Origin of the sequence: Rhizobium sp. NFR03 (assembly GCF_900111275.1) — a bacterium.
In the GTDB taxonomy this organism is placed as follows: Bacteria; Pseudomonadota; Alphaproteobacteria; order Rhizobiales; family Rhizobiaceae; genus Ferranicluibacter.
Genome location: NZ_FOGR01000009.1, coordinates 152,716 through 173,565, shown reverse-complemented (window position 1 = coordinate 173,565; position 20,850 = coordinate 152,716). Strand labels below are relative to the sequence as shown.

At 58.6% G+C, this 20,850-nt stretch carries 19 protein-coding genes and 2 pseudogenes; 8 read left to right on the top strand and 13 right to left on the bottom strand.

What is annotated here, in order from left to right; genetic code table 11:
* Nucleotides 1-152 (bottom strand): annotated as a pseudogene (locus BSG19_RS26470) (alpha/beta hydrolase); the annotation flags it as partial.
* A 304-nt stretch (nucleotides 153-456) separates the two neighbouring features.
* Here BSG19_RS26470 and BSG19_RS21810 point away from each other — a divergent pair.
* Nucleotides 457-2,358, top strand: a complete 1,902-nt coding sequence (locus tag BSG19_RS21810) for a PAS domain-containing sensor histidine kinase (RefSeq protein ID WP_092990111.1) — start codon at nucleotides 457-459, stop codon at nucleotides 2,356-2,358.
* Nucleotides 2,348-2,968 (top strand): response regulator transcription factor, encoded by a 621-nt coding sequence (locus BSG19_RS21805; protein WP_062594282.1) that lies wholly within the window; start codon nucleotides 2,348-2,350, stop codon nucleotides 2,966-2,968. The genes BSG19_RS21810 and BSG19_RS21805 overlap by 11 nt, the downstream gene beginning before the upstream one ends.
* A 498-nt stretch (nucleotides 2,969-3,466) precedes the next feature.
* Here BSG19_RS21805 and BSG19_RS21800 read toward each other — a convergent pair whose 3' ends face one another.
* A complete protein-coding gene (locus BSG19_RS21800) occupies nucleotides 3,467-4,372 on the bottom strand; it encodes an AraC family transcriptional regulator (RefSeq protein ID WP_280142428.1) in 906 nt (301 codons plus the stop codon).
* Between the two features lie 94 nt (nucleotides 4,373-4,466).
* On the opposite strand from BSG19_RS21800, the gene BSG19_RS21795 reads away from it, so the two are divergent.
* Nucleotides 4,467-5,204, top strand: coding sequence for an SDR family oxidoreductase (locus BSG19_RS21795; RefSeq protein WP_244529375.1), 738 nt, complete (start codon nucleotides 4,467-4,469; stop codon nucleotides 5,202-5,204).
* 580 nt (nucleotides 5,205-5,784) lie between these two features.
* Here the strand turns inward: BSG19_RS21795 and BSG19_RS21785 are convergent.
* The 3 genes from BSG19_RS21785 to BSG19_RS21775 form a co-directional block, all read right to left on the bottom strand.
* Nucleotides 5,785-6,084 (bottom strand): Atu4866 domain-containing protein, encoded by a 300-nt coding sequence (locus BSG19_RS21785; RefSeq protein ID WP_170866073.1) that lies wholly within the window; start codon nucleotides 6,082-6,084, stop codon nucleotides 5,785-5,787.
* Between the two features lie 74 nt (nucleotides 6,085-6,158).
* On the bottom strand, nucleotides 6,159-6,680 hold the full coding sequence (locus tag BSG19_RS21780) for a carboxymuconolactone decarboxylase family protein (protein WP_092990107.1): 522 nt from the start codon (nucleotides 6,678-6,680) through the stop codon (nucleotides 6,159-6,161).
* 38 nt (nucleotides 6,681-6,718) lie between these two features.
* A complete protein-coding gene (locus BSG19_RS21775) occupies nucleotides 6,719-7,441 on the bottom strand; it encodes an SDR family oxidoreductase (protein WP_092990106.1) in 723 nt (240 codons plus the stop codon).
* Nucleotides 7,442-7,549: 108 nt separating this feature from the next.
* Between BSG19_RS21775 and BSG19_RS21770 the strand changes: the two are divergent.
* Nucleotides 7,550-8,438 (top strand): annotated as a pseudogene (locus tag BSG19_RS21770) (LysR family transcriptional regulator); the annotation flags it as partial.
* Between the two features lie 157 nt (nucleotides 8,439-8,595).
* Here the strand turns inward: BSG19_RS21770 and BSG19_RS21765 are convergent.
* Complete coding sequence (locus tag BSG19_RS21765) at nucleotides 8,596-9,549, bottom strand: LysR family transcriptional regulator (RefSeq protein WP_092990105.1); 954 nt, start codon at nucleotides 9,547-9,549, stop codon at nucleotides 8,596-8,598.
* Between BSG19_RS21765 and BSG19_RS21760 the strand changes: the two genes are divergently transcribed.
* Complete coding sequence (locus BSG19_RS21760) at nucleotides 9,447-10,082, top strand: hypothetical protein (protein ID WP_244529377.1); 636 nt, start codon at nucleotides 9,447-9,449, stop codon at nucleotides 10,080-10,082. The two genes, BSG19_RS21765 and BSG19_RS21760, sit on opposite strands and share 103 nt — an antisense overlap.
* 214 nt (nucleotides 10,083-10,296) lie before the next feature.
* On the opposite strand, the gene BSG19_RS21755 is transcribed toward BSG19_RS21760, so the two are convergent.
* The 6 genes from BSG19_RS21755 to BSG19_RS21730 form a co-directional block, all read right to left on the bottom strand.
* Complete coding sequence (locus tag BSG19_RS21755) at nucleotides 10,297-12,492, bottom strand: xanthine dehydrogenase family protein molybdopterin-binding subunit (protein WP_092990103.1); 2,196 nt, start codon at nucleotides 12,490-12,492, stop codon at nucleotides 10,297-10,299.
* A 40-nt stretch (nucleotides 12,493-12,532) separates the two neighbouring features.
* Nucleotides 12,533-13,228 (bottom strand): Isoquinoline 1-oxidoreductase subunit, encoded by a 696-nt coding sequence (locus tag BSG19_RS21750; RefSeq protein WP_092990102.1) that lies wholly within the window; start codon nucleotides 13,226-13,228, stop codon nucleotides 12,533-12,535.
* Nucleotides 13,225-13,692: a (2Fe-2S)-binding protein gene (locus BSG19_RS21745; protein ID WP_092990101.1), complete on the bottom strand. Its 468-nt coding sequence runs from the start codon at nucleotides 13,690-13,692 to the stop codon at nucleotides 13,225-13,227. Before BSG19_RS21745 ends, BSG19_RS21750 begins: the two co-directional genes overlap by 4 nt.
* 83 nt (nucleotides 13,693-13,775) lie before the next feature.
* The gene (locus BSG19_RS21740) at nucleotides 13,776-14,723 is read right to left on the bottom strand and encodes an SDR family oxidoreductase (protein WP_092990100.1); all 948 of its coding nucleotides are present in this window, start codon (nucleotides 14,721-14,723) and stop codon (nucleotides 13,776-13,778) included.
* A gap of 79 nt (nucleotides 14,724-14,802) precedes the next feature.
* Nucleotides 14,803-15,381, bottom strand: a complete 579-nt coding sequence (locus tag BSG19_RS21735) for a class I SAM-dependent methyltransferase (protein ID WP_092990125.1) — start codon at nucleotides 15,379-15,381, stop codon at nucleotides 14,803-14,805.
* A gap of 53 nt (nucleotides 15,382-15,434) precedes the next feature.
* On the bottom strand, nucleotides 15,435-16,076 hold the full coding sequence (locus BSG19_RS21730) for a DedA family protein (protein WP_092990099.1): 642 nt from the start codon (nucleotides 16,074-16,076) through the stop codon (nucleotides 15,435-15,437).
* Between the two features lie 400 nt (nucleotides 16,077-16,476).
* Between BSG19_RS21730 and BSG19_RS21725 the strand changes: the two genes are divergently transcribed.
* Nucleotides 16,477-17,400 carry an AraC family transcriptional regulator gene (locus BSG19_RS21725; protein WP_092990098.1) on the top strand — a complete coding sequence of 308 codons (924 nt, stop codon included), beginning with the start codon at nucleotides 16,477-16,479 and terminating at the stop codon, nucleotides 17,398-17,400.
* A 90-nt stretch (nucleotides 17,401-17,490) separates the two neighbouring features.
* Here BSG19_RS21725 and BSG19_RS21720 read toward each other — a convergent pair whose 3' ends face one another.
* Nucleotides 17,491-18,396, bottom strand: a complete 906-nt coding sequence (locus BSG19_RS21720; RefSeq protein ID WP_092990097.1) for a LysR family transcriptional regulator — start codon at nucleotides 18,394-18,396, stop codon at nucleotides 17,491-17,493.
* Nucleotides 18,397-18,523: 127 nt separating this feature from the next.
* On the opposite strand from BSG19_RS21720, the gene BSG19_RS21715 reads away from it, so the two are divergent.
* Together BSG19_RS21715 and BSG19_RS21710 are read left to right on the top strand one after the other, a co-directional pair.
* On the top strand, nucleotides 18,524-19,516 hold the full coding sequence (locus tag BSG19_RS21715) for an MBL fold metallo-hydrolase (RefSeq protein ID WP_092990096.1): 993 nt from the start codon (nucleotides 18,524-18,526) through the stop codon (nucleotides 19,514-19,516).
* A 30-nt stretch (nucleotides 19,517-19,546) separates the two neighbouring features.
* Nucleotides 19,547-20,632, top strand: coding sequence for an aldo/keto reductase (locus BSG19_RS21710; protein WP_092990095.1), 1,086 nt, complete (start codon nucleotides 19,547-19,549; stop codon nucleotides 20,630-20,632).
* Nucleotides 20,633-20,850: the final 218 nt, after the last annotated feature.

Here is a 20,850-nt window from a genome sequence, read left to right as displayed (position 1 = left end):
GTGACTGCGGAATTTTGCACGACAAGGACTTCATAACCGTCTTGCGACAAGTTCTCGTAGACCTTCCGCCAACCGGAAGCATCGACAAATGCACCGTGCACGAGCACAACCGAAACGGGTTTGTATGATTGGTTCGAACGATCTAGGGTCATTACGCGATCTCCGGGTGACATCATTTTCACTGTTCTGACCGCGAAAGCCCAACATCGTCGAGTTTTGGGCGGATATGCATTGCCGTCGATGAGTGTGGTGGTTTTGCTAAGGAGGGGCTCCCTTCTCGCTTGACTGATATCTTAGGGCTGACTGGGCCAACTCTCAATTGAGACGATGATCTCTTCGGACTAGACGAAGGGACTGCAGAAATAGACCTTGGTCTATAAATCTCAGCTAACCTAAAATCGCAAAACAGCGTATTTTTAGCCGCGCACCAGCGTTACAAGCAGCCGGGGAGCAGACTTGGAACACCTAATACACACTGACGCGATCATAGACATGATCCCGGCAATGGCTTGGTCGACAACATCGGATGGAATGCTGGATTTCGCCAATCAGCACTTCCTGGAATATGTCGGCATGCCAATGGCTGACATTGCCGGCGAAAATTTCTACCGAATCTTCCATCCAGATGACCTTGATCGACTAGGTGCGGATTGGAGGAACATCATGACTTCCAAGACTGCCAAGGAAGTCGAGGGGCGGATCAAGCGTGCAGACGGTGTGTTCCGGTGGTGTAGTCTTCGGCAAAAGCCGCGGTACGATCCGGAAGGTACCGTCGTCAGATGGTACGGCGTGGTCCTCGATATCGAGGACCGTAGGCAAGCAGAGGATGCGCTTAAGGAAACGAAGGCCGCGCTTGCAGCGAGCGAGCAAAATCTTCGGCTGATTATCGACTCGCTTCCAGTTCTCGTCTGGTCGGCGCTGCCAGATGGCAGCGCGGACTTCGTCAACAAAAGCTGGCTTGATTATGCCGGGCTACCGGCTGAGCGAATTCTAGATTGGGGCTTTTTGGACCTATACCACCCTGAAGACATCCCTGAGATGGTCGAGATCTGGAAGAGAGACCTTGAGAGTTCAGACCACACGCAGCTGAAGGGTCGCATTCTCGGCGCGGATGGCCGGTATCGATGGTTCTACTTCTCTGGTCGAAAGCTGGAGGATGCCAACGGCATCGTACGCTGGTTCGGTGTGAACATAGACATTGAAGATCTGCAATGCGCAGAGGACGCCTTGCGCGCGAGCGAGACGGCACTCAGAGAGAGCGAGCACAAGCTATCCCTGATCATCAACACGATCCCTGCCATGGCTTGGTCATGCACCCCCGACGGGCGGCTTGAGTATTGGAATAAAAACCTCATCGATTTCGTCGGCCTCCCATTCGAAGAAATTGTCGATTTCGGCTTTTATCGGATGTTTCACCCTGATGACGTTGAGCGCATGCGAGCGAGTTGGGAGGAAGTCGTTGCCACCAAACGGCCTAATCCGGTTGACGCTCGCATCAGAAGGTTCGATGGCGAGTACAGGTGGTTTAACCTACGGCAAAACCCGTTGCTGGATGCGGAAGGGAACGTCGTTCGGTGGTATGGCGTCGTCGTCGATATAGAGGACCGCAAGCGAGCCGAAGAGTCGCTTCGCCAGAGCCAAAGCGATCTGGCGCACGTTACCCGCCTGACCACGATCGGCGAACTAGCCGTCTCCATAGCCCACGAGATAAATCAGCCGCTCATGGCGATAGTAACCAACGCCGGGACCTGCCTTCGGTGGCTGCAAGAGGGGCAGATGGATCTCGAACAGGCACGCCTCGCCGCGGATCGCGTTGTGCATGACGGCCATCGCGCCGGGGAGATTGTCTCCAGCATACGCTCAATGGCTCAGAGAGCTCCGGTGCGGATGGAGAGGACCGATTTCAATAGCGCGCTTCGTGACGTGCTTTTTCTTCTGCGCGCAGAACTGCAATCGCGAGGTTTGGAGGTCGTCACGAATCTTTCGCCGCACCCTCTTTATGTCCTGGGGGATCGCACGCAGTTGCAGCAGGTTCTTCTCAACCTGATCATTAATAGCGCTGAAGCGACACATAATGGCGCAGAAGCCACCATCAGGATTCATTGTACGCAACGCCAAGAAGGCGAAGTCGAGATCAATGTTTCTGATACGGGGCAAGGCATAGCACCCGACCAGATCGACCGGGTATTCGAGGCATTCTACACTACCAAGTCTGACGGAATAGGAATGGGCCTTTCCATATGCCGCTCTATCGTCGAGGCGCATGGAGGCCGTATCTGGGCCAAGAGCAATTATCCTACCGGAGCGTCATTCAACTTCACGCTTTCCACCTACGAGGACACCGCCGTTGATCGATGACAGGAAGAACAGGCGCCCAACGGTGATCGTCATCGATGACGATCAAAGCGTCCGCGAAGCGCTCAAGGGGCTGTTCGAATCCGTAGGACTAATTGCTGAAACACATGGCTCTGTCAGAGAGTTCATGGCCGCAGACGATCCCGAAAAAGCCGGCTGCATCGTTCTCGACATCCGCCTTCCCGGCCAAAGCGGACTTGAGTTCCAAGAAGCGCTGGCGCAGAGCGATCTTCCTCGATCTGTCATCCTGATAAGCGCTCACGTCGATGTGGCGATGGCAGTACGGGCAATGAAGGCTGGTGCCATCGACGTACTGACGAAACCAGTCCGTGAACAGGATCTGCTGGAAGCCGTAAACCACGCAATAGCCAATGATGCAGCGCGCCGAGAGGAAAGAACCTCGAAGACCGCCGCCCAATTGAGACATACATCGCTCACCGAACGTGAACGCCAGATCCTGACCCTGGTCGTCGCCGGCAAGCTAAACAAGCAGATCGCCGCTGAGCTGCAACTCGCGGAGCCCACCGTGAAACTTCATAGGGGTCACATGATGCGGAAGATGAAGGCGACGTCGGTCGCTAATTTGGTCAAGATCGTTGGTGGTCTATTTTAGCCCACTGACTTAGCCATATATCCGAGAGGTGTGGCGAGATGCCCTCCGCCCTGAGCGATCTTGGCTGGAACTCCAAGGTCTTGAGTGGATTCGAACCTGTGACCCACATCTGATCAGCATTAAGCGGTTGGCTATCCGGATAATCTCCGCATGTGCGATAGGACTATTGGAGCAGATAGAACTCTTACTCACAAGTTCCGTGACGCGATTGAACACTTCTTGGTCAACCAGCCTCCCACCATCATTCAAAACCTTACGCCTCCCACTCGAAACGATAGCGACGCTATAACCTTGCAGTCGTCTGCGTCCGTCATGATCCATGCAAGGAATTTATATGAATAGTGACGAAGCCGGACAATATCTATGGCACGGGTCCAGAGCCGCTAAGCCATAGCCTTGTCACTCGACTGACTTCCATCCCGCTAACAATCGCCTTGGTTTCAGGGGTCTGCCAACTATAGCCGGTACCTGCAACGAATGTTTTTTTGAAAGGCCCTTTCACGCGACGCGCGAGCGCGATCTCGGCGTTGTTGCAAAGACTTGTCGATACGCGTTCCCGAAAGCGCTCTGGGATTTATAGCCAACGCGTCTGGCAACGTCGTCAACGGGACCCGTTCCTCTCAGCAACATTGTTCGTGCGAGCGTCAGCCGCCAGTAGCGGAGATAGGCGAGCGGTGGCCTTCCCACCTGTTGCCCGAACTTTGCAGAAAACGCGGCTCGCGACATTCCTGCGACGTCTGCCAGCGCCGCAACGGTCCATGGCGCTGCAACGTCGCGGTGGACGGCGCGTAATGCGCGACCGAGACGTGGATCGGAGATGGCTCCAAGCCACCCCGTCAGACTTCGATCACGATCGTCAGACAGCGTCCGGAGCGCTTCTACCACGAGGACGTCTGCGAGACGGGCGGAAACGATGCCGGTGCCTATGGCACCCCGCAGGATCTCGTTGGTGATCAGGTCGAGAACGGCTGCTATGGCCCCAGATGCGCTGGCCTCCCGCCCCACGCGCAAGAACCCAGGAAGCATGTCGAGGAGGAAATCGCCATTCTCGTCATGGAACGCTATCGAGCCGCCAATCGCAACGACGCCATCCCCCGATTCTACTCTGGACACGTCCGACCCCCCTTCCGGAAACAGCAACGTTCCATCTTGCGGTTCCAGTTCAGGATCGCTCGCCACAACATAGGACGTGCGACCCAACAGGCAGACATCACCCTTCTTCATGAAGCAATGGGGCTCATTCGGCGTGCGCATCCACTGTTCGCCCTCGAGGACCGCGACGAACTTGAGGCGGTTCGCGGCCGGGAATGCAAATGCCCACGATCCCCCCGCTTCCATGCGTGTGCGCCTCACCACCCGAGCGCCCAGTACCTCGAGGACATCAGACAGCGGGTCCCGCTCCATTGTAGACGATGGCGACAAAACCATGGATCTCCTCGCATAGATGCTCTTGAAGCTTCGATCTAGGTTGCGCTGATCAAAGTCCAAGAGGAGACCGATCATGAGCATCGAAGATAAAGTCGTCGTCATAACCGGAGCGAGCAGCGGCATAGGACGGGCAACGGCAAAGCTGCTGGCGGAACGCGGCGCATTCGTGGTTCTCGGCGCGCGGAGACTGGAGCCGCTGCAGGTTGTCGCGGATGAGATCTTGGCCTCGAACGGCAGGGTCGCTTTCAAGGCGACGGACGTTCGCAAACGAGCCGACCTGGAAGCCTTGGTTTCGCTCGCCGTTGAAAAAGGCGGCAAACTCGACGTGATCGTCAACAATGCCGGTGTCGGCCCGATTTCGCGTTTCGACGAGCTGCGGGTCGACGACTGGGATCTGATGATCGACGTCAATCTGAAAGGTACGCTTTATGGGATTGCCGCGTCGCTACCGGTTTTCGCTCGGCAAGGCTTTGGGCACGTCATCAACGTGGTCTCCACCGCCGGGCTAAAGATTGTGCCGACCATGGGTGTCTATGCGGCCACAAAAAATGCCGTCCGGACGGCGACCGAGGCCCTGCGCCAGGAGGCGGGACCCAACTTGCGGGTCACCGAAATCTCGCCCGGGATGACCGCGACAAACTTCGGCGACAGCATCACGGATCCCGTCATGAAGAAAAAGATCGAGGATGATCTGGGCGCGATTGCCATGCCGGCGGAGGCTATCGCCCGCGGCATTCTGTTTGCTATCGAACAGCCGCCGGCGGTCGACGTCGGCAGCATCGTCATCCGCCCAACAGCGCAGGGATGATGGTGCAGGTGACGTGTTACGGGTAGACGGTGGATGCTTCAATGCCGCACGAGGTCGCTGGCTCGCCCAAGCAAGACGTGTTCCTGCGCGTCCTTGCGAGCCGCCGTGCTTAGCGAAGGCGGTCACCGGCCGCCTTCGTGCTCGAAATATATCCAGCATCTCGACCAAGCGCCATGTTGCGGCAAGGAAACGGGCGGCGTGCATCTGCGGACACCAGATTTCGTATCAGTTGCCGCAGTATGAGAACACGCTCGTCCGAAGCGTTCGTCGAAAAGCTATTTACAATGTCCGCACAAGACGACAAGCAGAACCATAGCTCACGTTTGGAAGTTCATGGATGCCCTATCAGTGCAGTCAATGCAACTCAGATACGGAAGAGGGTTTTCTGCTTGAAAAGGGCGACGGCGCCATGATGTCATCAGAGACATGGGTTGCGGGCAAGCCCAACAAAAGCCTCTTTACTGGACTGAGCCTTAGAGGCCAGACAGTTTATAACGTCGTGACTTTTCGGTGCGTCGCATGCGGTTACCTCGACTCCTACGCATTGAGCAAACAATAGACCGGGGACATCTTCTACGCCTCAACTCTTCTCCCTGTAGAAGATCATTCCGCCGTGGTGCAGCGTATCGCTGTCGACGAAGGTCCCATCGGCGGTAAAGCCGGTGTCGTCCCAGTAGTTGATGTGCGTGCCGGTCACGCGGTATCGGCCCTGGTAAGCGCTGCGGCGGATGCCGCGGGCTTCGTCGTAGCGGCCGGTGGGAAGCAGCTCCTGACGGATGCGGCCGTCGCCGGTGACCCACATACCGAGATAAGGATGGCTCTGCGGCTGGGCGTTGGCGGTGGTGTCGGTGTTTGGCGCGTTGTTGGATTGCGTGGGCATGGTGTCCTCTGCCTTTACATTGTGGACCACCGCGCTGATCGATAGGGCGGTGACGAGGATACAGAGGAGGTTTTTCATGGCTGCGTCTCCTCCGAGAGTGTCGTTGCCGGGCGCTCGCCGCCGGGCTCACCGCTGTTGACGTCGCGCCGCTCGCGGAAGAGATCCGACAAGACTTGAGAGGCCGCGATCGCCTTGGGGAACCCCGCCGGTACGGTCACCATGTAGATGACCTCCTTGAGCTCCTCCTCCGACACGCCGATGTTGAGCGCATAGCTGGCATGAACCCTCATGAAAGCCGTCTCGCCGATGGCGGCGAAGGCCGCGACCGCAGCGAGCTGGCGTGTCCGGTTGTCGAGGCCCGTGCGCGACCAGACGTCGCCGAGGGCATAGGCTTCAGTCGCTTCGGCAAGGAACGGGAATTCCCGCCGCATGCCTTCAAGCGTGGGCTGCGTCATGCCGTTGTTCAAGCTCCGGATGACTGCAGACCCGCGCTCCCGCCTCTCTTCTACGGTCTGGCTGAGTGCGGCTTCCGGAAAAAGGCCGAGAAACGAGACGGCGGCGGCGGTCGCCACATTGGATCCGAACTGCTGGAACATGATGTTCTCCTTTTGCTGCCTTGTTGCGTCATGGCCGGTCAGAATCCCGCCCTGGTCGGACGAACGACGATCTCGTTGACGTCGACATCCTCGGGCTGCTCGATTGCGAAGCGGACGGCGCGGCCGATCGCATCGGCTGTCAGTGCAATCGCGCGGTATGCCTTCATGCCTTCGATCGCTGTCGGGTCAGTGATCGTGCTGGCCAGCTCGCTTTCAACGACACCCGGATGGATGCAGGTGACGCGCAGCTTGTCGTTTTCCTGCCGCAGACCATCGGAGATCGCCCGGACCGCATATTTCGTTGCACAATAGACAGCCGCGGTTGGCGACACCGTCAGGGCACCCACGGAGGCGATGTTGATGATCTGGCCGGAGCCGCGTTCGGTCATCTCCTGCAGGACAGCGGCAATGCCGTAGAGCACTCCCTTGATGTTGACGTCGATCATGGTGTCCCACTCGTCGACCTTCAGCGAAGCCATCGGCGACAGCGGCATAACGCCGGCATTGTTGACGATCACGTCGATCCGCCCGAATTCCTGTCGAGCGGCCTCTGCGAAGGCCGCGACGTCGGCACGATCGGTCACGTCGACCCTACGGGTCATGACCTTGCCGCCGGCCGCGCGGATCTCTTCGGCGACGGCCTCCAAACGATCGGTGCGGCGGGCGCCGAGTACGACGGTCGCGCCGGCCTTTGCCAGTTCGTGGGCGATGCCGACCCCGATGCCGCTGGAGGCGCCGGTGATTAGAACAATCTTGTCCATGACTTTCTCCTGTTGCATCCGCTTGATGCGGTAGCCAGAACAATAGTCCTGACGCACTGTCGTGATAACCTGCTGACTTGTTCACTCGCTGGTAAGGAATTCTAACCAATGCAATCAGACCTCAACGCACTCGCGGCCTTCGCTCTCGTTGCGGAGAAAAAGAGCTTTCGCGCCGCAGCCGACGCAATGGGCGTCACACGCTCCGCCGTTAGCCAGACGATCCGCAGGCTTGAGGAAACACTTGGCATCGCACTCGTCCATCGGACGACCCGCAGCGTGTCGTTGACGGAGGCCGGGGAACGGCTCTACGTCGAGGTGGCACCGGCTCTGCGGGATATGCGCGGCGCTATCGAGGCGGTCGCCAATTTTCGCGGCCGACCGCGCGGGCAGCTGACGCTCGCGGTTTCGTCGATCGCGGAGAGTTTCTTGTCGGGGCCGCTGCTCGCTGCGTTCCTGGAGGAAAACCCGGAGGTGACGCTGCATATCACCGTCACCGACGAGGAGTTCGACATCGTCGCGGAGGGCTACGATGCAGGGGTTCGACTCGGCGAAGTGATCGCCCAGGACATGATCGCCGTGCCGGTCTCAGGTGAGCAGCGCCAGCTGGCCGTGGCGTCACCAGGCTATCTCGAACGCTTCGGGACACCAAACCATCCGAGCGAGCTTGCAAGCCGCCGCTGCATCGGCTGGCGTAGAGCCACAAACGTCGCACCCTATCGGTGGGAGTTCGAAGAAGAGGGGCGGGCTTTCTCTTGTGGCTGTAACGGATACGGTCACGACGACCGACATGGCGTTGATGATCAAGCTCGCCAGCGCCGGCGCCGGGATCAGCTTCGGCATGGAGGACAGTTTCCGGCCGGCGGTGGCGAGCGGGAAACTGGTGCCGGTTCTCCAGGAGTTCTGCCCGCGCTTCCCAGGCTTCTTTCTCTACTATCCCAGCCGCCGCAACATGGCGCCGAAACTCAAGGCGCTGGTGGAGCATCTAAGAAAGGCGCGCCCGAGTGGCCGGTCGGATGAGGTTCTCACCTTTGCCGGACGACAGGCGGACGCTGGCGTTTCCGACACATAGCCCGTGCGAACTTGACTCGGCTCAAGCTGAGGCGATTGAAGTTCTCGAATGACCAAGCACGACGCGCTTAAGGGGATTTGAACCATCAACCCAGACTTTGGGACTGAGTGTAGTTCCAGTTCTTGGCTCGTTGCGCCAGCAGGTCCACCAGATCGCGTGTCCGCTGCGGTATCTGCTTGCGGTCAAGCTGAACCGCGTAGATCGGCGTTTCCGGCAAACGCCAATCGCGAAGAACCTCGACGGTACGGCCGCTTTGGAGGTCCTTGATTCCGCACCAGGCCGGCAGCCAGCTCATCCCGAGGCCGCGCAAAGTCATCGCCCATGCAACGGTCATGTCCTCCACGACAATCCGGTTGCGCGGTACGATCCGGGTCAACCCACCTGTGCCGAGATTGTCTGCAAACAACCATGGAGACAACTGGCCATTGGCTGGGTTGCGATATCCGAGCTGATGATGGGCTTCGAGATCGGCAGGTGATGCAGGCACGCCCATAAAGTCGAGATATTTCGGAGTAGCAGCGAGAACATGCGGGAATGTACCCAGACGCCGTGCAATCAGCCCAGGCTGCCGATCGAGAGGGCCAAAGCGGATGGCGACGTCGATCCCCTCCGCGGCGAGGTCCAGACCCGAATCGTCTACCTTAATCTCAAGCTCCAGGTTCGGGTTGGCCTTCAGGATGGCAGGCAGCATCGGCGCAATGCATGTGCGCAAGAATGGTCCCGGAGCAGCGAGCCTCACGCGCCCACCTGAACTACCCGCAGCAGTCTCCCCGATGGTTGCTTCGAGGCGTTCGGCCTGGCGTAACAGATCGCGCGCGCCCTCAAGCAGTTTCTCGCCGTCATGCGTCAGCGAGATAGCATGGGTTGTCCGATGCAGCAGCTTGACCCCGTGAAGGGTTTCGAACCGGCTAACCGCTTTCGACATGGCGGACGTGGATGTCCCGGCGCGCCGTGCCGCCTCGGCAAATGACCCCGCATCCACGACGCGCACGAACTGCAGGAGGTTCAAAAGGCTTTGCTGTGCAGTCGGTGTTGCCATGGCGGCATTATAGCGATGACATCAAAGTCACTACAATGCCTGCCGTCGGTCACGATATCCCAGCGATCAACGGGGCAGCAGTGTGTCGCCCTGAGCTAGGAGCCAGCACCATGACCGCATCCGACAACTTGCAAGCGATGCTGAACAAGGCAGAAGAGCAGCTGCCCGATGGAGAGCCGATTTTCATGCTGAACCTGCTGCGTTACAGGCATGAGGCAACCTATGAAAATGGCGAGGACTTTGCGCCATGCAGTGGCCGTGAAGCTTATTTTACACGCTATATCCCGGCCTTCGCGAAGGCGACCGAAGGATATGGAATCGAGCCGTTCTGGATCGGCAAGGTCGGAAGCCTGCTGATCGCACCACCTGACGAGCTTTGGGACGACATCGCGATTGTTCGATATCCGGACTTCGTGACTTTCAGGCGCATGGCGGACAGCGTCGAATATCACCGTGACGCGGAACCGCACCGGCTCGCGGCACTGGCAGACTGGCGGCTGATTGCATCGACGCAGATCCCGATCCCGCACTGACCGGTAATCTTCGCCGCAGCCTGTCCTGACGGCAGACGCGTTTCCGCCGTCGCTGCTGCCTTCACGGCGACAGGATTTCCGGTCCGAAGGCCTGTGATATAAACGACGACGCCCATCTCGACTTCGTCGGAGAGGCGACTCATTTCGGGCGTCGCCTCTCCCTTCCGGCGCTGTTGCTGCACGTGGCCTCAACGCAATCGAACCCCAAGCTCGCCTAGACAGAAAACCCCGCACTGTTTCGTGCGTCTCGGTTTAGAAACGGCAGCCGTTGCGTCGCCTCACCGGTCAATGCAAGGACGGCGTTGGCGACCGCCGGTGCGATCGGCGCCACGCCCGGCTCACCCATTCCGGTCGGTTTATTGGCGGATTTGATGATGTGGGTTTCGACTGCCGGCATCTCGTTCATGCGCAGGATAGGATACTGACGAAAGTTGATTTCTTGGACCAAACCATCTTGTAGCGTCACTTCCCCGTAGAAGGCAGCGGAAAGCCCGAAGCCAATTCCACCTTCCATCTGGGCGGCGATCTGGTCTGGCGCGACAGCAATGCCGCAATCGACAACCGAGACCACACGGCGCACGACCGGTCTTTCCTCCATCATCCTCACTTCGGCAACCTGACCGACAACGGTTCCGAAGGCCTCATGGATGGCAAGACCGCGGGCCCAGCCGGCTTCGAGCGGCTTGTCCCAATCTGCCCTGCGACACAGCTCCTCCAGCACCGCAAGCCGTCGGTTATCGCCTGCCTTTTCGTAGAACACACGTCGGTAGTCGGCCGGATCGCGGCCGGCCCGTCGAGCGAGTTGGTCGATGATGTGCTCCATCACCATGGCGGTGTGCGAATGGCCGACGGAGCGCCAGAACCCGACAATGACTGGAAACGCTGGCGTGAATATCTTTCCGTCAACCGTGGTCGCAGTCGAGAAATAGGGCGAATTGGCGATGCCCTCGGTCGCGGTGAGATTCGGCCCGACGGGAAGAAGTGATTGGCAGACCGTATGAACGCGCCACCGCGTCGGAAACCCGTCCGACCCCAGCTCCACCCAGACACGATGATGCGACATCGGCCGGTAGTATCCGGATGCCATTTCATCCTCGCGGGTCCAGATCAGCTTGATCGGCCGGCCCTCCATCCGTTTGGCAATCCGGACGCACTCGACCAGATAGTCCGAGCTCATGATACCGCGGCGGCCGAACGATCCACCCGCCGGAAGGACCTCGATATTGACCTTCCCGGGCATGGTCCTTGCGGTCAATGCAGCCTGCACTTGATCGATCGTCGCCAGATGCGCGCCTGATGTGATCGACACGTCCCATCCGTTCACCTCGGCGACACAGTCCATCGTCTCCATGGGGGCGTGAGCAAGATAGGGGAAGTCGAACGCGAACTCGGCGACCTCGCCATCGAAAGGCGTTTCAGGCCCATCCCCTGTGGCCTGGAACTCGCTGGGCTCAACATCCGTACGGCCGGCTGCGATGTCTTGGTAATAGCGGGTCAGTTCGTCCGTGGAGCGCATTTCGGCTTCGCTGTCGTCCCACTCGATGCGAAGAGCAGCCCGCCCCTGGATTGCGGCGAAGGTCGTTTCGGCCAGGACCGCAACCCCGGTTTCAATCGCAAAGACTTCGACGACACCCTTCACGCGCAAAGCGTCCGTCGCGTCGAACCGGGCAAGCGTGCCGCCGAAGCGGGGGCTATGCGCGACCACCGCGACCAGCATGTTCAGGCGCTGGACGTCCTGTGTGTAAACTTGGGCGCCCGTGCTCTTTTGGAGGGAGTCCTTGCGCCGCACTCGGTCCGTGCCGATCAACCGGAAGTCCCGCGGCTGTTTCAAGACCGGAGACTGTTGAGGGGTCTGGCGGGACGCGTCACCCAGAAGGTCGACAAAGGTTGCAGAGCGGTTGGAGATCGGGTGAGACACGATACCGTCACGCACGATGATCTTGTCAGCCGGAACGTCCCAGCGAAGTGCCGCTGCGTCGACAAACATGGCGCGCGCCGCCGCGCCCGCATTGCGCATCAGGTCCCAGTTGCTGGCAATAGAGTTCGAGCCCGCCGTTATCTGCACACCATAGGCACGAACATTGCTGCGTGCATCGATGACACGCACCTTATCCCAATCCGCGTCGAGCTCTTCGGCGACAATCGCCGCAAGCCCGGCGTGGATCCCTTGACCCAATTCCTGCTGCTTGTTGACGATTGTCACCCAGCCATCGGCTGTGATGCGAATGAACGGTCCGAACGCGCTCGGGTCCGGATCGCCGCCGCCCGCTTGGAGGATCGCGCCGACAACCTGCATCGGGTTGGTGGCGACATAGCCGACAACCAGCGCTCCGCCGACCAACGATCCGCCGAGGATCAGCCGACGTCGGGTCAGCAAGGTGCGGGGATTTTTTTCCGCTAGATCAGACACGAGCCGTCTCCTCTTGATTTTCATCTCTCTTGCGGTCTGCCTACTGGGGACAGACAGCCCCGGTCTCAAGCCACGCTTTGATCAGCGATCCAAACTCTTGTTGAGTACCAGGCGCAGGCTGGCGATTTCCCCCCGGGTGCCATGCCCACCCGACCAGTTCATCTTCCATCACGTGATGCAGCAGCTCGTCCCGCGTCATATGCGAGCGCGTTGGATCCAGGAGTTGCCTGCAGATGTTGCCAAGTGTCTGACCTTGCCAGGCCATCTCGATCGGGGCGAGTTTCCATTTCGGATTGCCGGGAACACCGGACGCCGCGAAATTCTCGGCCTGATGGCATGTGCTGCAACGGAGTGTCGATGCACCTCCTCCATCCAGGCCACGCGTGACCCATGGCATGTGGGGACGCATGGCATCGGTCTGCGTTGGCCGGTCGGTGCGCGGATGACAGTTCAGGCAGCGTGGATGTTGGAGAACGCGACCAGCTTCCTCAAAAAATGCGACGGATCGGCTAGCCGGATCGGCGATCCCATCGAAATCCGACACCGACCGCAATCGTTCGATTTCTGCTGGGAGCAGCCTGGCTTCCAGCGGTCCGGTCTGCGGCAAGGTTCGAGGGTATAGCGCGTAGACGATGCCGATTGTGCCGGTCACCGCCGTCAGCGCCAGTATGGACAAGAGTCCTACCTTCAAGCGGCGACGCCACGTCCACGGGATCGGGGTTTGCCGCGCGTTCATGTCGATTGCCCCAGCTGTGCGGCGGCGGTATGAATGGCGACGCGAATTCGGTTATATGTCGCACATCGGCAAAGGTTGCCGCTCATGGCCAGGTCGATATCTTGATCTGTCGGCCTTCGGTTATGACGCAGCAATGCAATCGCGCTCATGATTTGTCCTGACTGACAGAACCCGCATTGCGGCACGTCATGCGCCACCCATGCGGCCTGGACGACACGGACCTCATCACCTTCGGCGCCTTCGATAGTGGTAATCTGCGCAGAGGTTGCTGCTTTCAGCGGAATGGAACAGGATCGCTTGGGCTGCCCATCGAGATGCACCGTGCAGGCGCCACACTGCGCAACGCCGCAACCGTATTTGGTTCCGGTCAAGCTTAGCCTGTCGCGAAGAATCCATAACAAAGGCGTATCACCGTCATCCTCGACAAGGTGAGCTTGGCCATTGACCGAAAGTGCAAACGACATGGTGGTTGGTCCTTCGAAGCGGCGGCTATCAAAAGCCTCGTGTCAAATCGAGAGCAGTTTGAGTCCCAGAGCGCGTCCAGTCATCAAGCGAGAGCAACTCCCGACTGAGGTTTCTCATCAAAGGATACGCCCGTTAGAGATTCCGAGACGTCCCACAGTCTGCGTGCGACATGGACTTCCAGCGATTGTTGCGGTGGCTTTGCATCGGTCGGATATCCCCGCGTCTCGCTGATTTTATCCGGACCGTAGTATCCGCCGCTCCGGGCATCTGGGGATGTTGCTGCATACAACGTCGGGAGGGCGCCCTGGGAAGCGGGCTGGAACAGAAACCACATATAAGACCGAACGAGACCCATCAGACTGGATCGGCCCGGCGCGTTGTGGAGAAGGTCGGTGCGCGAAACTCCGGGATGGGCCCCGATACTGGTTATTCCCCATCCATGAGCATCGCTGCGCCGCTGGAGCTCGAACGCGAACATCAGACAGGCTAGTTTCGACTGGGCGTAAACGGGCATCGGCTTGTAGCCGCGCTCCGCCTGCAAGTCCTCGAAATTGATGACCCCACTGCGCGCGGCGACGCTGGAAACCGAGATCACTCGCGGTGCGTTGCCACGCCGAAGCAGGGGCAGAAGATGCGCAGTCAATGCAAAATGGCCTAGGTGATTTGTGCCGAGCTGAAGTTCGAAGCCATCCTCAGTGGTTTTGCGTCGTGGTGGTGTCATGACGCCGGCATTGTTGATCAGCACGTCAACGCTGGCCCGATGGTCCCGAAGCCGTTTTCCGAAGGCCTCGATCGATTCCAGGCTGCCAAGATCAACAGGCTCGAAGGCCACGACCGCATCCGGCACGTTCTGCTTTATCCTCATCACGGCATCGTTGCCTTTTTGGGCATTGCGGCCGGCGATGATCACGTCGCCGCCGGCTCGCGCAAGGGCCAAAGCGTCTTCGAAGCCGAGGCCACCTGTACCGGTCACAATGAAGGTCCGCCCATGTTGGGGCAGGATATTCTCGATGGTCCATCTGTCACGCATTATCTGTCCTTTCAAAATTACACCAAAGCGCCGGATGTAAAATTCGGCTTTCAAAGCTGCATAAGCTCCACGATCGCGCCTACTGCTCAATCTTGTGAATACGGTAAACAGCCGCCGGAGGAATGTTCGCCAGAGTTCCGCCAATCCGCACAGCTTTGAGGCCGAGCCGGCTCAGCACCTTGGCTGGAACAGGACAACGAAGACCGTAAGTGAACTGATAGAACCCACCGCCTGGGCTCATCTTCTGAAATGCTGCGGCCAGGATTTTCGTGACCTGGAGAGGCGACATTGCGAGCAGTGGTAGGCCGCTGACGATGGCGCCGACAGGCCGATGATTAAAGAGCTCTATAGACGACAGCCGCGCGGCATCCATCCGAAAAACTGTCGCCTGGGGATAGCGCGTGCGAAGAGCCGCCGCGAACTTCGGCTCGAACTCGATCAAAGCGAGCTCAGTCTGGGGTACCCCACGACCAATGATCGCGCGGGTGAATGCCCCGGTTCCTGGCCCAAGCTCGATGACCGGACCCGTGTCCGATGAGATTTCCGAAGTGATAAGTCTTGCAAGCGCCGCACCTGACGGGGCGATAGCAGCTATCCTCAGAGGATTTCGGAGCCATGCCCGGAAGAAGCCCCATGCCTCGAAAGTATCGGTGCTCATCCGACGGTCTAAAGCTTTGGTATCGTGCTTGCTGCAAGCTCGGATCGTTTTCATTAATTTCGCCATGACACGTTACCCACCTTTCGAATTGCTTGAATTCTTCGGGTGACCCACAGAACTGCAAACTCGGCAAGAAGAACGCAACCTAGAACAGACACCGCAAGCACCGTTGAGTTGGTTTCTTCGATCTTGTGCGAAGCGAAGAAACCGATACCGGCAAACAGGCTGCTCCAGGTCAGTATTCCTGCAGCCGAAGCGGTCAGGAAACCTCTTGAATTACCCCGTAGAAAGACCGCAAAAATGGGTGCCAACAACCTGATTGTCGGAACCAGCTGTAGGCCAAAAGCCAGCACCGTCTGCCTGCGGCGGAATGATGCTATTCGATCATTGATCCGATCGGACGAAATGCCGAGTAACCGGCTGACCGACGAGAGAATGCGCATCGAGCGCTCGTCGCCCAAAGCCCGAACACAGTAAAAGCACGTAGCACAGCCGCAGAAACTTCCAATCGAGGTGGCAAGGACTGCTGCTGGTAGCGACCAGGCTCCGTCCGATGCACTGATCCCAACGGACAGCAGCAGTCCATGTGACGGGATCACAGGCATAAAGCGTTCAGCCAAAGCGGCAGCGAACAGTCCGATAAGGCCGTAGACGCTGATCCATCTCATGACCACGCCGATGGGGTCGATTCCCATAGCCAGCCCTTTTCTGTTTCAATTGGTGTTTCATGGGCAACCGAGCACGCTCGATGCGAGGGACTCGCCTTTGGTGGCCCTGCAGGTCGTCAACCTGGGGGCGTGACGACCTGTCCAGAAAAGCCACAGGCCGATGCCGACGCTGCGGTTACCCTGAGCGAGCTTGAGCTTTCTCGGTATGATAATCCGTTGGACTTTCGCGAATTGCGCTTGATCTACGATAGATCTCTGTCATGTTAAGTGAACTCCTGGCTTCGGTTTCGCAATCTCAAGCTAGATGGAGTACCCCATGAACAGAATGCCCGAATTCGCAGAAAACTTGCCTATTCCTGCAGGCGACGATGCGCTTGCACCTAGTAGCTCGGTCATATGTTGGCCTATCCGCGTGTCGGAGATTCATTTGTCATCACCGCTTCTGGAGGCCGTAACTGGCTACATCGAAAGTCAGGGCGGTGGCCAGGGCCTGTTCCCGACCCAGATCCCCGGTGTTAACGTCGTTCGGTCTTTCCAATCCATGATGCCTATGCGGCAGATTTACCGGCCCTCTCTTTGCGTTGTAATCCAAGGCGCCAAGGAGATACACTTCGGCAGTGACAGGCTGGAGTATCAGGCAATGCAATGCTTGGTGGTCAGCGTGGAGCTACCTGCCAGTGGCCGAATCGTCGAGGCCAGTGCGGAAAAACCCTATCTTGGCGTTATGATCGACCTTGATGTCGGTGTGCTACGCGAGGTGCTGGAACAACTCGATACGCCGCCTACTGCTCCCACCGAACCCGGTCCCTGTGTCTTCGTCGGTAACGTCGATCAACCTCTGGCCGATTGCATCCTGCGCCTTGTCCGCATGTCTGACACGCCGAAGGCCATTCCCATCCTCTACCCGTCCTTGATGCGGGAGATCTGCTATTGGCTTTTGAGCGGGCCTCACGGAAGCGACCTTTGCAGTCTTGCACTTCCGGAAACCAATACAGAACGTTTGGCCAAGGCCATTCGTATGCTACACGTCGATTTTGCAGGGACGCTCCGAGTTGAGCATCTGGCAGATGTCGCTCAGATGAGTTCGTCATCGTTCCATCAGCACTTCAAGGCGCTGACATCCATGACGCCGCTCCAGTTTCAGAAACAGTTGCGATTGCTGGAAGCGCGCCGCTTGATGGTGTCAGAGGCGGCAAACGTAGCAGATGCGGCCTATCAGGTCGGGTATGAAAGTGCCTCCCAATTCAGCCGCGAATATTCCAGAACATTTGGAATAGCGCCGAAGCAGGACGCGCTCAACCAGCAACGTCTTTACAGGCAATATGCCAATCGCAACGTGCAAGGCGCCTGACGTTCCTCAATATCTCTGTACCCACCAATGCCGTCCACAATGGTTCGGCAAACGTATCAAGAGTCTGTCATGAGAGAATCAGGGCCGTCTTCATCCGCGGGCGTCCCACCGGTAACTCCTGATAAAATCTAGAAGCGCGCGCATCGCTGCACTGGGCAGACGCCGGTTAGGGTAGTAGAGGAACCAGCTCGGCAAGGCTGGACGCCAGTCGACGAGCAGGTCTATCAGTCGACCGCTCTCAATATCGGGTTTTGCATAGTCGTCCAGAACATGCGCGATACCCTTGCCGGCCAACGCCGCTTGCAACTCATTCTGTGCCGAACTGAGTGTCAGGCGGCCCGTCGGCGTAATTTCAAATTCGTCGCCTCCGTTGAAGAACCGCCATGTCATCAGCGTGCCGCCAGGAAACCTTCGCCGGATACAGTCATGATTGACAAGATCATGCGGTGTTTCGGGCCGGCCTGCTCTTTCAAGATAAGTTGGTGACGCGACGATCGCATATCGCAACGATGGTCCTAGCGGGACCGCGATCATGTCTTGAGCCAACTGCTTGCCGAATCGTACACCAGCGTCAAAACCCTGTTCGACGATATCGATCACAGCCGCATCACTGATGATTTCCACTTTTACCTCGCGGAATGCCTCCATGAAGTCGAAGACGAGGCGGCACAGAAGATGATCGACAGCCGGAGCAGGCGCATTGATCCGTAGGGTGCCTGACGGCGTGTCCCTGAGCTCGTCGACCTCGGCGACCGCCAGCCTGATGTCGGCCAGAGCCGGCGCGAGGCGGTCGAGCAGACGCTGTCCCGCTTCAGTCGGAAACACGCTTCTGGTGGTTCGATTGAGCAGCCGAATGCCCAAAGCCTCTTCCAACCCGTTGATTGTCTGGCTGAGCGCGGACGAAGAGACGCCGCGCTCGAGCGCCGCGGCGCGAAAGCCACCACAGCGGACAATGGCGGCAAAAACATCAAAGCTGTCCAGACGTAATGCATTCATTGCGAAGCTTACCTTACCAAGCCGGTTTCATTTGCGCAGCTTATCAGCGCGGAGCGTGGCTGTCATGATGGTTCCCAATGGCTTCATCGCGCACTCGCCGCGAAGATCGATTTTGAAAGGAAACATTATGACCGCATTTACCATCAACAGGCGGGCCGTCATGCTCTCAGCTGTCGTCGGGGCATCGAGCATGATCGTTCCAGCGCTCGGCACCACCGGAATTGCAAACGCACAAACCAAATCCTCCACAGCCCGCAATGCCGGCCATTACCGCTTCCGCATCGGTGAAATCAGCGCAACGGTCCTTAGTGATGGTATCATCGGCGGCCCCCCACAGATCTACGCCAGCGATGCGCCAGAAGCTGACCTCCAAGAGGTTCTGCGGCGTGCTTTCCTGCCGTCTGATCACCTGACCCTCAACCTGAACACACTGCTGATCGAAACCGGTGGCCGTCGGATCCTCATCGAAGCCGGAGCCGGCGGCACTATGGGTCCGAATGGCGGACGGATTTTCGACAACCTTGCCGCGATCGGACTGAGTGCGGACGACATCGACACGATTGTCATCTCGCACACCCATCCAGACCATGTCGGGAACCTCAGGAACGCGGACGGTGGCAGAGCTTTCCCTCGCGCCACGGTATTCCTGCCGAAGGCGGATTGGGATTTCTTTGTCGTCACCGATCCCGATCTGTCCTACATGCCGGTCCCGCAGGAATTCCGTCTGCGGTTTGCTGCTGCCATCAAGAGCAGCCTTGAGCCTGTGAGAAATGACGTAGAGCTTTACGAGGCGGGCGCCGAAATCGTTCCGGGACTGACGACAATCGTTGCATCGGGCCACACGCCCGGCATGGCGACGTTCCTGGTCCATTCCGGAAATGATCAGTTGTTGCTGACGGCGGACCTTGCCTACCACCCCGTCGTCAACGTCGACAGGCCTTGGCTTCCCGGCCCCGACCGCGACAAGGAAACGGCGCTGTCCTCTCGCCGCCGCATCTTCGACCGGGCCGCCGCCGACCAGATTCCAGTTCTCGGTTTCCATTTTCCGTTTCCCGGCCTCGGCCGGATGCTCAAGACCGACGGCGGCTACGCCTGGGTTCCTGCCAACTGGCAGTTTTGAAGCTGGCGCCAAACCAACAGGAGACATTTCATGAACCAGTCGAAAATCAACAGACGCGGGTTTCTCGGAACGGTCGGCGCAGCCGCAACCGGAGCGGCCTTTGCCCTGCCCGCAAAGGTTGCGACCGCGCAAGGAACGGAAACGGCGGCGCCAGCCTCGACGTTCGCACCGGAAGTTCTGATTCGCACGTTGCCGCGAACCGGTGAAACGGTGACGGCTCTCGGTCTCGGCACGTTCCTGACATTCGATCTGAAACCTGGTGATCCCCGCGATGATCTGCGACAGGTTTTCCAGAGATACGTCGCAGCCGGCGGTCGCGTCGTCGACACATCGCCTCTCTACGGCTCGGCAGAGGTCACCGTCGGCCAGTTCATGGGCGAAACGCCAGAGCCCGACGCGATGTTTCTCGCCAACAAGCTCTGGTCGACAGGGGAATATCTCGGCGACGAAAGCCATGCGCAAGAGAGTTTTCGACAGTCTCGACTGCGCACCTGGCGCAAGACGATCAATCTTATGCAGTGCCACAGCATCACCAATGCGCCCGTTGTCATCCCGTTGATGAAGGCATGGAAACAGGAAGGGCTTATACGGCACGTCGGCGTGACGCATCACGAGTCTGCTGCCCAGGATCAGCTGGCCGCTATCGTGCAACGCGACGATGTCGACTTTATCCAGACGAATTACTCGATCTTCAGCCGCGACGCCGAACGGCGCCTGCTTCCGCTTGCTGCCGACAAAGGCGTCGGTGTGCTCATCAATCTGCCGCTGGAAAAGGCGCGTCTTATGAAAGTAGTCGAGGGGCAGTCTCTTCCCGGTTTCGCGCAGGAATTCGGAGCAACAAGCTGGGCGCAGTTCTTCCTGAAGTGGGTCATGGCGCATCCTGCAGTCACGAGCGTGCTCTGTGGAACATCGAACCCGGATCATATGAGCGACAACATTCAGGCCATGCAAGGTCCGCTTCCTGACGAACGCATGCGTGCCCGGATGGTAGCGCATATGGAAACGATTCCCGGGTATAGCTCTATCGGAACCATGCCGTGGTATCCGGGCAAAGAGAATATGTATCCAGGTCTCATCCGGGAAGCGCAGGCGAACGCTGCAAGGCGTCTTCAATAGAAGTATGGAACGCGGCGTGCGATTAGGCCGATAGCTGCCGATAGATACGGACAAGTGTCATGCGCTCGACCCGACGCTCTCTCTTGACTGCGTTTCCGTCGCTACCGTTTCTCGAAGCAGCAACGAGGAATGCATTTGCCTAAAACACTGCGCATGTCCTGCCATCAACCCCTCGATGCTAAGAAACGCGCAGCCTTACGCCACAGTCTAGCTGTGAG

Excerpts from the sequence above, each read along its gene's own strand:
- BSG19_RS21800 (WP_280142428.1), bottom strand. The coding sequence starts at position 4,372 with ATGGAGCGGGACCCGCTGTCTGATGTCCTCGAGGTACTGGGCGCTCGG.
- BSG19_RS21785 (WP_170866073.1), bottom strand. The coding sequence starts at position 6,084 with ATGCCCACGCAATCCAACAACGCGCCAAACACCGACACCACCGCCAAC.
- BSG19_RS21780 (WP_092990107.1), bottom strand. The coding sequence starts at position 6,680 with ATGTTCCAGCAGTTCGGATCCAATGTGGCGACCGCCGCCGCCGTCTCG.
- BSG19_RS21775 (WP_092990106.1), bottom strand. The coding sequence starts at position 7,441 with ATGGACAAGATTGTTCTAATCACCGGCGCCTCCAGCGGCATCGGGGTC.
- BSG19_RS21760 (WP_244529377.1), top strand. The coding sequence starts at position 9,447 with ATGTCCCGGCGCGCCGTGCCGCCTCGGCAAATGACCCCGCATCCACGA.
- BSG19_RS21765 (WP_092990105.1), bottom strand. The coding sequence starts at position 9,549 with ATGGCAACACCGACTGCACAGCAAAGCCTTTTGAACCTCCTGCAGTTC.
- BSG19_RS21750 (WP_092990102.1), bottom strand. The coding sequence starts at position 13,228 with ATGAACGCGCGGCAAACCCCGATCCCGTGGACGTGGCGTCGCCGCTTG.
- BSG19_RS21745 (WP_092990101.1), bottom strand. The coding sequence starts at position 13,692 with ATGTCGTTTGCACTTTCGGTCAATGGCCAAGCTCACCTTGTCGAGGAT.
- BSG19_RS21740 (WP_092990100.1), bottom strand. The coding sequence starts at position 14,723 with ATGCGTGACAGATGGACCATCGAGAATATCCTGCCCCAACATGGGCGG.
- BSG19_RS21735 (WP_092990125.1), bottom strand. The coding sequence starts at position 15,381 with ATGAGCACCGATACTTTCGAGGCATGGGGCTTCTTCCGGGCATGGCTC.
- BSG19_RS21730 (WP_092990099.1), bottom strand. The coding sequence starts at position 16,076 with ATGGGAATCGACCCCATCGGCGTGGTCATGAGATGGATCAGCGTCTAC.
- BSG19_RS21720 (WP_092990097.1), bottom strand. The coding sequence starts at position 18,396 with ATGAATGCATTACGTCTGGACAGCTTTGATGTTTTTGCCGCCATTGTC.
- BSG19_RS21715 (WP_092990096.1), top strand. The coding sequence starts at position 18,524 with ATGACCGCATTTACCATCAACAGGCGGGCCGTCATGCTCTCAGCTGTC.
- BSG19_RS21710 (WP_092990095.1), top strand. The coding sequence starts at position 19,547 with ATGAACCAGTCGAAAATCAACAGACGCGGGTTTCTCGGAACGGTCGGC.